Below are 13,770 nucleotides of genomic sequence, written 5' to 3' on the forward strand. Positions count from 1 at the left end.
TATTGATTTGTCGTGAGTCGATGCTGACTTGATGTTACAGCGACAGGCTTCGCCTCGTTCAGCATGGATGGCGCGGAGTTTCACCAGAAAAAGGAACCAGGCTACTCATGGGCGAACTGGCCAAAGAAATCCTCCCGGTCAATATCGAAGACGAACTTAAGCAGTCCTACCTTGATTACGCGATGAGCGTAATTGTCGGTCGTGCACTGCCGGATGCGCGCGATGGCTTGAAGCCCGTGCACCGTCGCGTGCTCTACGCGATGAGCGAGCTGGGTAATGACTGGAACAAGGCGTACAAGAAGTCGGCTCGTGTCGTTGGTGACGTGATCGGTAAATATCACCCACACGGTGATACAGCGGTCTACGACACCATCGTCCGTATGGCTCAGCCATTCTCTTTGCGCTACCTGTTGGTAGACGGCCAGGGCAACTTCGGTTCGGTCGACGGCGATAACGCTGCAGCCATGCGATACACCGAAGTGCGCATGACCAAGCTGGCCCATGAGCTGCTGGCTGACCTGCATAAGGAAACCGTGGATTGGGTGCCTAACTACGACGGCACTGAAATTATCCCGGCGGTCATGCCGACCAAGGTTCCAAACCTTTTGATCAACGGCTCCAGCGGTATTGCCGTGGGCATGGCGACCAACATCCCGCCGCATAACCTGACCGAGGTTATCAACGGCTGCCTGGCGCTGATCGAAAACCCGGAGCTGAGCATCGATGAACTGATGCAACACATTCCGGGCCCGGATTTCCCAACGGCCGGCATCATCAACGGTCGTGCCGGCATCATCGAAGCCTACCGCACCGGTCGTGGACGCATTTACATGCGTGCCCGCGCCGAGATCGAGGATATCGACAAGGTTGGCGGTCGCCAGCAGATCGTCGTTACCGAACTGCCTTACCAACTGAACAAGGCTCGCTTGATCGAGAAGATCGCCGAGTTGGTCAAGGAGAAGAAACTCGAAGGCATTACCGAGCTGCGTGACGAGTCCGACAAGGACGGCATGCGCATTGTGATCGAGCTGCGCCGTGGTGAAGTGCCGGAGGTGATCCTCAACAACCTCTACGCGCAAACCCAGATGCAGGGCGTGTTCGGCATCAACGTTGTTGCATTGATCGATGGCCAGCCTAAGGTCCTTAACCTCAAGGACATGCTCGAAGTCTTTATCCTGCACCGTCGCGAAGTGGTTACCCGTCGCACCGTGTTCGAGCTGCGCAAGGCCCGTGAGCGTGGCCACATTCTTGAAGGCCAGGCGGTTGCCCTGTCGAACATCGACCCGGTTATCGCCCTGATCAAGGCCTCGCCAACCTCGGCTGAAGCCAAGGAAGCCCTGATTGCAAAAGCCTGGGAATCCAGCGCCGTACAAAGTATGGTCGAGCGCGCAGGCGCTGACTCGTGCCGTCCGGACAACCTGGACCCGCAATACGGGCTGCGTGATGGCAAGTATTACCTCTCGCCTGAGCAGGCCCAGGCCATTCTTGACCTGCGTTTGCACCGCCTGACCGGTCTCGAACACGAAAAACTGCTGGCTGAATACCAGGAAATCCTGGCTCAGATCGGCGAGTTGATCCGCATCCTCACCAGCGCCGAGCGCTTGATGGAAGTGATCACCGAGGAACTTGAAGGCATCAAGGCTGAGTTCGGCGATGCTCGTCGCACTGAGATCCTCGATAACCGTCTCGACCTGACCCTGGCTGACCTGATCACTGAAGAAGATCGCGTGGTGACTATTTCCCACACCGGTTATGCCAAGTCCCAGCCGCTGGCTGCGTATCAGGCACAACGTCGTGGCGGCAAAGGCAAGTCGGCGACCGGGGTCAAGGATGAGGACTACATTTCTCACCTGCTGGTTGCCAACAGCCACACCACGCTGCTGCTGTTCTCCAGCCGTGGCAAGGTCTACTGGCTGAAAACCTATGAAATCCCGGAAGCCTCCCGTGCTGCGCGCGGTCGTCCGCTGGTCAACCTGTTGCCGCTGGATGAGGGTGAGTACATCACCACCATGTTGCCGGTCAACGAATACACCGAAGGTCACTTTATCTTCATGGCGACCGCTGGCGGTACCGTGAAGAAGACCCCGCTTGAGCAGTTCAGCCGTCAGCGCAGCGTGGGCTTGATTGCCCTTGACCTGGATGAAGGCGATACCCTGATCTCCGCCTCCATTACCGACGGCAGCCGTGAAGTAATGCTGTTCTCCGATGGTGGCAAGGTGACACGCTTTAAAGAAAGCGATGTCCGCGCCATGGGCCGTACCGCTCGCGGTGTTCGCGGTATGCGTCTGGCTGAAGGCCAGAAGTTGATCTCGATGCTGATTCCGGAAGAGGGCAGCCAGATCCTGACCGCCTCGGAACGCGGCTATGGCAAGCGTACCGAAATCGGTGAGTTCCCGGAGTACAAGCGTGGTGGCCAGGGCGTGATTGCCATGGTCAGCAACGAGCGTAACGGTAAATTGGTTGGCGCGGTTCAGGTGCTCGATGGTGAGGAGATCATGCTGATTTCCGACCAGGGCACACTGGTGCGTACGCGCGTCGGTGAGGTTTCAAGCCTGGGTCGTAATACCCAGGGCGTGACCCTGATTCGCCTGGCCAAGGACGAGAAGCTTGTCGGCCTGCAACGTGTTCAAGAACCTTCCGTTGAAGAAGAATACGATGAAAATGGCGAGCTGATCGTGCATGAAGAGCTTGAAGCTGAGCAGGAGCAGGCGCTTGAAGAGGGCGCTGAACCTCAAGCTCCAGCTGCGGATGAAAATCCCGTAGATACAGAGTAATCCACTCAACAAGCCTGCTTCGGCAGGCTTTGTTGTCTGTGGCGTTTGATCAGGCGCTGGCTTAGGGCCAGCGTCCATTTTTTGAGAGAGTGGATGTGAGCAAGCGAGCCTTTAACTTCTGCGCCGGCCCAGCCGCGCTTCCCGAAGCTGTTCTGCAACGTGCCCAGGCTGAACTCCTCGACTGGCAAGGCAAGGGCCTGTCAGTGATGGAAATGAGCCATCGCAGCGATGAATACACTGCAATCGCCGAGAAGGCCGAGCAGGACCTGCGTGACCTGTTGTCCATTCCCTCGAATTATAAAGTCCTGTTTTTGCAGGGCGGTGCCAGCCAGCAGTTTGCCGAGATCGCCCTGAACCTGCTGCCCGAAGACGGTGTGGCCGACTATATCGATACCGGCATCTGGTCGAAGAAGAGCATCGAGGAAGCCAAGCGCTACGGCAACATCAATGTTGCCGCCAGTGCCAAGCCCTATGACTACTTTGCGATTCCGGGGCAGAACGAGTGGCAGCTTTCGAAAAATGCCGCCTATGTGCATTACGCCAGCAACGAAACCATCGGTGGCTTGCAGTTCGACTGGATTCCACAAGTAGGTGACGTGCCGCTGGTGGCTGATATGTCTTCGGATATTCTCTCCCGTGAGCTGGATGTCTCCAAGTTCGGCCTGATCTACGCTGGCGCGCAGAAAAACATCGGCCCCAGCGGCCTGGTGGTGGTGATTGTGCGTGAGGACCTGCTGGGGCGCGCACGCAGTGCCTGCCCAACCATGCTCAATTACAAGGTCGCAGCCGACAATGGCTCGATGTACAACACCCCGGCGACCTTTTCCTGGTATCTGTCGGGGCTGGTTTTCGAGTGGCTGAAGGAGCAGGGCGGTGTGAGTGCGATGGAAGCACGCAATCGCGCCAAGAAGGACCTGCTCTACAGCGCCATTGATAGCAGCGAACTGTACAGTAACCCGATCACGCCTAATTCGCGTTCGTGGATGAACGTGCCGTTCCGCCTGGCTGACGATCGTCTGGACAAGCCATTTTTGGCCGGCGCTGATGCGCGCGGTTTGTTGAATCTCAAGGGCCACCGTTCGGTTGGCGGCATGCGTGCTTCCATCTATAACGCAGTTGGTCTGGATGCGGTGCAGGCATTGGTTGCCTACATGGCTGAGTTCGAGAAGGAGCACGGTTAATGTCGGATCAAATTTCCGAGCAAGAATTAAAGGCACTGCGCCTGCGCATTGACAGTCTGGACGAGAAAATCCTTGAGCTGATCAGTGATCGCGCCCGCTGCGCCGAAGAAGTCGCGCGGGTCAAGATGGCCGCATTGCCGGAAGGCGAGAAGCCGGTTTTTTATCGCCCGGAGCGTGAGGCGCAAGTCCTCAAGCGCATCATGGACCGCAATGCCGGGCCACTGGGCAACGAAGAAATGGCCCGTCTGTTCCGTGAGATCATGTCCTCGTGCCTGGCGCTCGAGAACCCGCTGAAAGTGGCCTACCTCGGCCCGGAAGGGACTTTCTCGCAAGCGGCGGCAATGAAACATTTCGGCCACGCGGTGATCAGCGTGCCGATGGCTGCTATCGACGAAGTATTCCGTGAAGTGGCTGCCGGGGCGGTGAACTTTGGCGTGGTGCCGGTCGAAAACTCGACTGAAGGCGCGATTAACCACACCTTGGACAGTTTCCTCGAGCACGACATGGTGATCTGTGGCGAGGTTGAGCTGCGTATCCACCATCACCTGCTGGTGGGTGAATCGACCAAGACCGATAAGATCACTCGTATCTATTCCCATGCGCAATCCCTGGCCCAGTGCCGCAAATGGTTGGATGCCCATTTCCCGAATGTCGAGCGTATCGCCGTTTCAAGCAATGCCGACGCTGCCAAGCGGGTCAAGAGTGAGTGGAACTCGGCGGCGATCGCCGGCGACATGGCGGCAAGCCTCTATGGCTTGACCAAACTGGCTGAGAAAATCGAAGACCGTCCGGACAACTCGACGCGCTTCCTGATTATCGGCAGCCAGGAAGTGCCGCCGACAGGGGATGACAAGACCTCGGTCATTATCTCCATGAGCAACAAGCCGGGTGCATTGCATGAGTTGCTGGTGCCTTTCCATCAGAACGGCATTGACCTGACGCGCATCGAAACGCGGCCTTCGCGCAGCGGTAAATGGACCTATGTGTTCTTTATCGATTTTGTTGGTCATCACCGCGATCCGCTGATCAAGGATGTGCTGGAGAAGATCAATCAGGAAGCCGTGGCGCTCAAGGTGCTGGGCTCATACCCCAAAGCCGTTCTCTGATATTCCCTGGGGGATGGCGCTTTCCATCCCCCCAGGGCGCTGCGTGCGGTGATGGTGGACAAGCTTCGCATTGTCGCACCCTACGCCTCGCAGGGTTTGATGGTGGGTAGGGTGGATGGGGCTTTTCCATCCACCGACGGGCGGGGTGATTTTAGGGTGGACAAGCTTCGCGTTGTCGCACCCTACGGTTCGCCAGGGTTTGATGTTGGGTAGGGTGCATGGCGCTTTTCCATCCACCGACGGGCGGGGTGATTTTAGGGTGGACAAGCTTCGCGTTGTCGCACCCTACGGCTCGCAGGGTTTGATGGTGGGTAGGGTGGATGGCGCTTTTTCATCCACCGACGGGCGGGGTGATTTTAGGGTGGACAAGCTTTGCCTTGTCGCACCCTACGGTTCGCCAGGGTTTGATGTTAGGTAGGGTGGATGGCGTTTTTCCATCCACCGAAGAGCGGCTTTGTTTTAGGGGGGACAAGCTTCGCGTTGTCGCACCCTACGGTTCGCCAGGGTTTGATGTTAGGTAGGGTGGATGGCGTTTTTCCATCCACCGAAGAGCGGCTTGATTTTAGGGTGGACAAGCTTCGTGTTGCCCACCCCAGGGTTGGTATTTTTGCATTCGGCATCTGTGGCACCGAATATTCAACAAACGAGTTTTGCGGATTTAACGAGGCAAGCAATGAGTTGTGATTTCCTCGCGCTGGCGCAGCCAGGCGTGCAAAAACTGTCGCCCTATGTACCAGGCAAGCCGGTTGATGAGTTGGCGCGTGAGCTGGGGCTTGATCCGGCCAATATCGTCAAGCTGGCCAGCAACGAGAACCCGCTTGGCCCCAGCCCTAAGGCGTTGGAGGCTATTCGCGCCGAGCTGTCGGAGTTGACCCGTTACCCGGACGGCAATGGTTTTTCGCTGAAAAGCCTGCTGGCACAGCGCTGCGGTGTCCAGGCCCAGCAAGTGACCCTGGGCAATGGTTCCAACGACATTCTTGAGCTGGTTGCCCGCGCTTACCTGGCGCCTGGGCTTAATGCGGTATTCAGCGAGCATGCCTTTGCGGTTTACCCAATCGCTACGCAGGCAGTCGGCGCGCAGTGCAATATTGTCCCGGCCAGGGACTTTGGCCACGACCTGCAAGCCATGGCCGAGGCCATCAATGAGCAGACCCGTGTCGTGTTCATTGCCAACCCGAACAACCCGACGGGTACTTGGTTTGGTCCGCAAGCCTTGGCTGAGTTTTTGGCCAAGGTGCCCGAGTCCGTGTTGGTGGTGCTGGACGAGGCCTATATCGAATATGCCCATGGCAGTGAACTGCCGGATGGCCTTGATTACCTGGACCAGTACCCGAATTTGTTGGTGTCGCGCACCTTTTCCAAGGCTTACGGCCTGGCGGCGCTGCGCGTCGGTTATGGCATCAGTAGCGCGCAAGTGGCCGATATATTGAATCGCGTCCGTCAGCCCTTCAACGTCAATAGCCTGGCCCAGGCAGCAGCGTGCGCTGCGCTTGATGACCTTGAATACCTGGCGCAAAGCCGCAAGGTCAATGATGACGGCATGGCCCAGCTTGAGGCGGGTTTTCGTGAGCTTGGCCTGAACTGGATCCCCTCGAAAGGCAATTTTATCGCGGTCGATCTGGCGCGTGATGCTGGGCCAATCAACCAGGCGTTGCTCAGCGAAGGCGTTATCGTGCGGCCAACGGCCAACTACGGCATGCCAACCTATCTGCGCGTATCCATTGGCCTGCCCGAAGAGAACAGCCGCTTCCTCGCTGCATTGCGTAAGGTACTTGGCGCGTGAGCGAGGTTAAATCTGCTGCAACTGAGTCGCCTGTAACTTCTGCGCAATCCTCTGCCCCTATGATCGGCCGCCTGGTGGTGGTGGGGTTGGGCTTGATTGGGGGCTCCTTTGCCAAGGGTTTGCGTGAGCGTGGCGTTTGTCGTGAGGTGGTCGGGGTTGACCTTGATCCGCAATCACGGGAAACGGCTGTCGCCCTCGGCGTGGTGGATCGTTGCGAGAAGCAATTGGCGCTTGCCTGCCAAGGCGCAGACGTGATCCAGCTAGCAGTGCCGATTCTGGCCATGGAGCGGGTGCTGGCTGAGCTGGCCGCGCTTGACCTGGGTAATGCTGTGCTGACCGATGTGGGCAGCGCCAAAGGCAATGTGGTGCGCGCGGCGAGCCTGGCCTTTGGTGGCATGCCTGCTCGTTTTGTGCCGGGGCATCCGATTGCGGGTTCGGAGCAGAGCGGTGTCGAGGCTGCCAATGCGGAGCTGTTTCGCCAGCATAAGGTGATATTGACGCCGCAGGACGGCACTGATCCGCAAGCCCTGCAGCTGGTCGACCAGTTGTGGCGACAGCTTGGTGCCGATGTCGAGCACATGCAGGTCGAGCATCATGATCAGGTGTTGGCCGCCACCAGCCATTTACCGCATTTGCTGGCGTTTGGTTTGGTCGATTCACTGGCTAAACGCAGTGAGAACCTGGAGATTTTCCGTTACGCTGCCGGCGGTTTTCGCGACTTTACCCGTATCGCAGGCAGCGACCCGGTGATGTGGCACGATATCTTTCTGGCCAATCGCGAAGCTGTATTGCAGAACCTGGACGTATTTCGCAGCGATCTCGACGCACTTCGTGCCGCGGTCGATGCAGGGGATGGGCATAAACTGCTGGGCGTCTTCACCCGCGCCCGCGTTGCCCGCGAACACTTCAGCAAAATTCTAGCCCGCAGGGCTTATGTGGACGCTATGCATACGAATGATCTGATTTTCCTGGCTAATCCTGGTGGCAAGGTCACTGGCAAGATTCGCGTACCGGGCGATAAATCCATTTCCCATCGCTCGATCATGCTCGGTTCGATTGCCGAAGGCATTACTGAAGTAGAAGGTTTCCTCGAAGGCGAAGATGCGCTCGCGACATTGCAGGCATTTCGCGACATGGGTGTTGTGATCGAAGGCCCGCACCATGGTCGCGTGACCATTCATGGCGTCGGCCTGCGCGGTCTCAAGGCGCCGCCTGGCCCGATCTATGTCGGTAACTCGGGTACATCCATGCGTTTGCTCAGTGGCTTGTTGGCGGCGCAGCCGTTCGACGTCACGCTGACTGGCGATGCCTCGCTGAACAAGCGCCCGATGAACCGAGTGGCCAAGCCTTTGCGCGCCATGGGCGCCATTATCGAGACGGCTGCCGAAGGGCGTCCGCCATTGACCGTGCGTGCAGGTGGTCGCTTGGGCGGCATGACCTATGAAATGCCAATGGCCAGCGCCCAGGTTAAATCCTGCCTGTTGCTTGCGGGCCTCTATGCTGCGGGTTCGACCACTGTTATCGAGCCGGCGCCGACGCGTGACCATACCGAGCGCATGTTGCGTGGCTTTGGCTACCCGGTGACGGTTGAGGGCAGCTCGGCGACCGTGGAGTCGGGCCATACCTTGAAGGGCACCCATATTGAAGTGCCAGCGGATATATCTTCCGCCGCATTTTTCCTGGTTGCCGCCAGCATTGCAGAAGGCTCTGACCTGCTGTTGGAACATGTTGGCGTCAATCCGACCCGCACCGGCGTGATCGATATCCTCAGGTTGATGGGGGCCGATATCAGCCTTGAGAATGAGCGCGAGGTCGGTGGCGAGCCGGTCGCAGATATCCGCGTACGTTCAGCTAAACTCAAGGGCATCAATATTCCAGAGGACCTGGTGCCGCTGGCGATTGATGAATTCCCGGTATTGTTCGTCGCAGCCGCCTGTGCCGAAGGCCGTACCGTGTTGCGCGGGGCTGAAGAGCTGCGGGTAAAAGAATCCGATCGTATTCAAGTGATGGCTGACGGCCTGATCGAGTTGGGCGTCAGCGCCGAGCCAACACCGGACGGCATCATCATTGAAGGCGGTGCGATGGGCGGCGGTGAAGTGCATGCCCACGGCGATCACCGTATTGCCATGGCCTTTAGTGTGGCCTCGCTACGCGCCGGTGCGCCAATCCGTATCCATGACTGCGCAAACGTCGCCACTTCATTTCCCAACTTCCTGGCGCTGGCCGCGCAGGTTGGGATGCAGGTTGGCGAGGAGGACAAGTGATGAATGCTGCGCCAGTAATCGCAATCGACGGGCCAAGCGGTTCAGGGAAGGGCACGATTGCCTGTTTGGTGGCGCAAAAACTAGGTTGGGGTCTGCTGGATTCAGGCGCCCTCTATCGTTTGTTGGCATTTTCAGCACGTAATCACGGGGTTGATATCACCAACGAAGCGTCAGTGACCATGTTGGCTGCGCATCTTGATGTGCAATTTATCGCCAACCCCGACGGCAAGGGGCAGCGCATCATCCTTGAGGGTGAAGAAGTAACGGATGCCATCCGTAACGAGCAAGTCGGCGCCGGGGCATCACAAGTCGCAGCCTTGCCAGCCGTGCGCGAAGCCCTGTTGCAGCGCCAGCGGGCGTTTCAGGAGATGCCGGGCCTGGTTGCGGACGGTCGTGACATGGGCACCGTGGTGTTTCCGGATGCGCCCTTGAAGGTGTTTCTGACCGCCAGTGCTGAAGAGCGCGCGCGCAGACGTTACTTGCAGTTGAAGGCGAAAGGCGATGATGTTAATCTTGCGAGTCTACTTGATGAGATTCGCGAGCGTGATGAGCGCGATACCCAGCGCACGGTAGCCCCGCTCAAGCCGGCAGCCGATGCAATCCAGCTGGATTCAACCGAGCTTTCCATCGAGCAGGTGTTTGAACGAATTCTCAGCGAGGTCGCCATTCGCGATCTGGCTGGTTAATAGAGCTGCGGCATGAGCCGATAGTTCGCCAGGGAGGCATGCAAGAGACCAGTCCCAGTCTTGCAAGCCTCTTTTTATATGAACGTACCCACATTGTCTGGAGTGTGGTTTGGGCAGATTAACTGCCCTGAATCAACAGGAATCAACATGAGCGAAAGCTTCGCGGAACTTTTTGAAGAAAGCCTAAAAACCCTCGACATGCAACCGGGCGCCATCATTACCGGTATCGTAGTCGACATCGACGGTGACTGGGTCACTGTTCATGCCGGTCTTAAGTCAGAGGGCGTCATCCCGCTCGAGCAGTTCTTCAATGAACAAGGCGAGCTGACCATCAAGGTCGGTGACGAAGTCCACGTTGCGCTGGACGCGGTTGAAGATGGCTTCGGTGAAACCAAGCTGTCCCGCGAAAAAGCCAAGCGCGCTGAGTGCTGGATTGTTCTGGAAGCAGCTTTCGCCGCTGAAGAAGTGGTTACGGGCGTTATCAACGGTAAGGTTAAAGGCGGCTTCACTGTCGACGTTAACGGCATCCGTGCGTTCCTGCCAGGTTCTTTGGTCGATGTTCGTCCAGTGCGTGATACCACTCACCTGGAAGGCAAAGAGCTGGAATTCAAGGTCATCAAGCTGGACCAGAAGCGCAACAACGTTGTTGTTTCTCGTCGTAGCGTCCTCGAAGCTGAGAACAGTGCTGAGCGCGAAGCTCTGCTCGAGTCTCTGCAGGAAGGCCAGCAAGTCAAAGGTATCGTCAAAAACCTCACCGACTACGGCGCGTTCGTGGATCTGGGCGGTGTCGACGGCCTGCTGCACATCACCGACATGGCTTGGAAGCGCATCAAGCATCCTTCCGAGATCGTCAACGTTGGTGACGAAATCGACGTTAAGGTTCTGAAGTACGATCGCGAGCGTAACCGCGTATCGCTGGGCCTGAAGCAACTGGGCGAAGACCCATGGGTTGCTATCAAGGCTCGTTACCCAGAAAGCACTCGCGTTGTTGCACGCGTAACCAACCTGACCGACTACGGCTGCTTCGCAGAGCTGGAAGAAGGCGTGGAAGGCCTGGTGCACGTATCCGAAATGGATTGGACCAACAAAAACATCCACCCATCCAAAGTCGTTCAGGTTGGCGATGAAGTGGAAGTTATGGTTCTCGATATCGACGAAGAGCGTCGTCGTATCTCCCTGGGTATCAAGCAGTGCAAAACTAACCCATGGGAAGACTTCTCGGGTCAGTTCAACAAGGGCGACAAGATCTCCGGCACCATCAAGTCGATCACCGATTTCGGTATCTTCATTGGTCTGGACGGCGGCATCGACGGCCTGGTTCACCTGTCAGACATCTCCTGGAACGAAGTCGGCGAAGAAGCCGTACGTCGCTTCAAGAAGGGCGACGAGCTCGAAACCGTCATCCTGTCTGTTGATCCAGAGCGTGAGCGCATCTCCCTGGGCATCAAGCAACTGGAAGAAGATCCGTTCTCCGACTACGTTGCCATTAACGATAAAGGCACAATCGTGACCGGTACCGTTAAAGAAGTTGACGCCAAGGGCGCTGTAATCACCCTGGCTGAAGGCATCGAAGCCACACTGAAAGCCTCTGAAATCAGCCGTGACCGCGTTGAAGACGCGCGCAACGTTCTGAAAGAAGGCGAAGAAGTTGAGGCCAAGATCATCAGCGTTGATCGTAAGAGCCGCGTAATCAGCTTGTCGATCAAGTCGAAAGACGTTGAAGACGAAAAAGAAGCAATCAAGGAAATGCGCACCAAGCAGGACGAAGCTGCTCCTGCTGGTCCGACCACCATTGGTGATCTGATCCGCGCACAAATGGAAAACCAGAACTAAGTTCGGGTAATCCAAAGAAAAAGGGAGCCTTCGGGCTCCCTTTTTTGTGCGTGCGATTTGTTGGGTAAGCTTGGCGTTGCCACACCCACAGTCCGTAGGGTGGAAGACGCTTCACCCTTCCACCATTGGTGTAGCAATCACTTCGGTCATTTGCTTGAGGCCCGCTCTGGTGGACAAGCTTCGCATTGTCACACCCTACAGTCCGTAGGGTGGAAGACGCTTCATCCTTCCACCATTGATGCAACAATCACTTCTGTCATTAGCCTGAGGCCAATTCCCGGCAGGCAGGCTTCACATGCTGCTCACCATGGGATGAAGCTTACAAATACCTGAACGGGTTGTTTTAATGCTGCAATAGGGGTTGTGAATGGAATCAACGGCATGGAAGCGTTTCTAGAGGCTGTTCAAAAGCTTGGTAGCATGCTAAAACCTAACTATCGAGTGATCTAGCCGCTTGAAAACGAAGGGAAAATTATGACCAAGTCGGAATTGATCGAAAGGATCGTGACCCATCAAGGCCAGCTCTCATCCAAGGATGTCGAGCTGGCAATTAAAACAATGCTTGAGCAAATGTCGAGCGCCTTGTCATCGGGCGATCGTATTGAGATTCGCGGCTTTGGCAGCTTCTCGCTGCATTTTCGCGCTCCACGCGTGGGCCGTAACCCCAAGACGGGTCAGTCCGTCAGCCTCGACGGCAAGTTTGTCCCGCACTTCAAGCCAGGCAAAGAGCTGCGTGATCGGGTGAACGAGGACGACTAGTCCTGTTCCTGTTTCGGTAGACAAATGGCCTAATCAATCAATGATTTAGCTGTTTGTTGTAGTAGCAAGCTGCTTATCTAAAACGTTAAACTGCGCACGTTTTTGTCTTTGGCAGGGGCGTTGTACGTAGCAGGGATCTATCGTCAGTAAAAACTCCTGGGTTTACGTCGGGAAATGGAATTTGCGTCAGAAACGGGCGTCTAAGCTAGCTGGACCGCCATTTAACCTTGCAGCCAAGGTATAGCGCATAACGCATGCTATGTAGCAGGAGGTGCAGACCTTCGTGCTCATGATGGGCAATGACAAAAACGGGAGCTTCTGTGAATCAAAGAATAACTGCTGAACAATCTCACACCTCTGATGAGATCGATTTAGTTGAGCTGGTTAAACAACTCTGGCTGCAAAAGTGGCTAATTATTGGCTGCACAGTACTCATTACGGCTCTTGCCGCCGCTTATGCATTTCTCAGCACTCCTACCTACCAAGCCTCCGCAGGGGTAATGCCGCCTCGTCTCAGCGATATTGCCGGTTACAACCTGGGCCGCAGCGAAGCAAAGCTCAATGAGTTTACCGTTGAAGATGTCTACGGCGTTTACAAGCGCAACTTGCTGTCCGGCTCACTACAGCGCCAGTTCTTCGATGAAGTCTATTTGCCCAGCTTGCCAGCTGAAGATGCAGGCGCTGCAAAAGACAAGTTGTGGGACCGTTTCAACTCTGATTTCAGTGTCCAGGCACCCGATGCCAAAAACAACCCCGACTATTTTGTTGTAAAAGTCGAAGGCAAACAGCCTGAAGTCGTGGCTGAGTGGGCCAACAAGTACGTGAAAATGGCTGCAGACAAGTCTGAGGAGGGCATGCAGACCAACCAACTGACGGAGATTGGTACCAAGGCACAGTCTCTTTCCCGGCAGATGGATGCACTGCGCGCCACCGCTGAAAAAAGACGTGAAGACAGAATTGCACGCCTGCAAGAGGCGCTGATTGTGGCGGATGCCGTAGGCTATGACTCACCACAAGTGACACCAGGAAAAACCTCCTCGGACGGTGATTTCGCCGAGTTTATGGACGGCAACCTGATGTACATGCGCGGCGCCAAAGCCGTCAAGGCAGAGCTGGCCGTACTGGAAAAACGTACCAACGACGATCCCTTTATCGTTGAGCTGCGTGGCATCGAAAACCAAATGGATTTCCTGCAGAAAATCGACGTGAATCCAGACAATGTGTCTGTATTTACTTTTGATAGCCCTGCGCTAGTGCCGGAAACACCGATCGCACCAAAGAAAATGCTGATATTGGCGTTGGGTATTATTTTAGGTGTGGTTTTAGGTGTTTTTTTAGTCTTGGTTAGATATGTATTTAAAAGTTGTTTCTCTAAAGACTAAGT

At 56.2% G+C, this 13,770-nt stretch carries 9 protein-coding genes; all 9 read left to right on the forward strand.

Features of this window, described 5'->3' with window-relative positions; all coding sequences use genetic code 11:
• Positions 1 to 107: 107 nt before the first annotated feature.
• The 9 genes from gyrA (at position 108) to PSES9_RS0101460 (ending at position 13,768) form a co-directional block, all read left to right on the forward strand.
• Positions 108 to 2,774 carry a DNA gyrase subunit A gene (gyrA, locus tag PSES9_RS0101415; protein WP_010483280.1) on the forward strand — a complete coding sequence of 889 codons (2,667 nt, stop codon included), beginning with the start codon at positions 108 to 110 and terminating at the stop codon, positions 2,772 to 2,774.
• Between the two features lie 95 nt (positions 2,775 to 2,869).
• Positions 2,870 to 3,955: a 3-phosphoserine/phosphohydroxythreonine transaminase gene (gene serC / locus PSES9_RS0101420; protein WP_010483281.1), complete on the forward strand. Its 1,086-nt coding sequence runs from the start codon at positions 2,870 to 2,872 to the stop codon at positions 3,953 to 3,955.
• Positions 3,955 to 5,061 (forward strand): prephenate dehydratase, encoded by a 1,107-nt coding sequence (pheA, locus tag PSES9_RS0101425; RefSeq protein ID WP_010483282.1) that lies wholly within the window; start codon positions 3,955 to 3,957, stop codon positions 5,059 to 5,061. The genes serC and pheA overlap by 1 nt, the downstream gene beginning before the upstream one ends.
• A gap of 673 nt (positions 5,062 to 5,734) precedes the next feature.
• Positions 5,735 to 6,844, forward strand: a complete 1,110-nt coding sequence (hisC, locus tag PSES9_RS0101435; protein ID WP_010483284.1) for a histidinol-phosphate transaminase — start codon at positions 5,735 to 5,737, stop codon at positions 6,842 to 6,844.
• 59 nt (positions 6,845 to 6,903) lie between these two features.
• Positions 6,904 to 9,108, forward strand: a complete 2,205-nt coding sequence (locus PSES9_RS0101440) for a bifunctional prephenate dehydrogenase/3-phosphoshikimate 1-carboxyvinyltransferase (RefSeq protein ID WP_010483286.1) — start codon at positions 6,904 to 6,906, stop codon at positions 9,106 to 9,108.
• On the forward strand, positions 9,108 to 9,794 hold the full coding sequence (cmk, locus tag PSES9_RS0101445; RefSeq protein WP_010483287.1) for a (d)CMP kinase: 687 nt from the start codon (positions 9,108 to 9,110) through the stop codon (positions 9,792 to 9,794). Before PSES9_RS0101440 ends, cmk begins: the two co-directional genes overlap by 1 nt.
• A 147-nt stretch (positions 9,795 to 9,941) precedes the next feature.
• A complete protein-coding gene (gene rpsA, locus PSES9_RS0101450) occupies positions 9,942 to 11,627 on the forward strand; it encodes a 30S ribosomal protein S1 (protein WP_010483290.1) in 1,686 nt (561 codons plus the stop codon).
• A 474-nt stretch (positions 11,628 to 12,101) separates the two neighbouring features.
• On the forward strand, positions 12,102 to 12,386 hold the full coding sequence (gene ihfB, locus PSES9_RS0101455) for an integration host factor subunit beta (RefSeq protein ID WP_010483292.1): 285 nt from the start codon (positions 12,102 to 12,104) through the stop codon (positions 12,384 to 12,386).
• Positions 12,387 to 12,706: 320 nt separating this feature from the next.
• Complete coding sequence (locus tag PSES9_RS0101460) at positions 12,707 to 13,768, forward strand: LPS O-antigen chain length determinant protein WzzB (RefSeq protein ID WP_238530349.1); 1,062 nt, start codon at positions 12,707 to 12,709, stop codon at positions 13,766 to 13,768.
• Positions 13,769 to 13,770 lie beyond the last annotated feature (2 nt).

Source organism: Pseudomonas sp. S9 (assembly GCF_000222125.1).
Taxonomy (GTDB): Bacteria; Pseudomonadota; Gammaproteobacteria; order Pseudomonadales; family Pseudomonadaceae; genus Aquipseudomonas; species Aquipseudomonas segetis.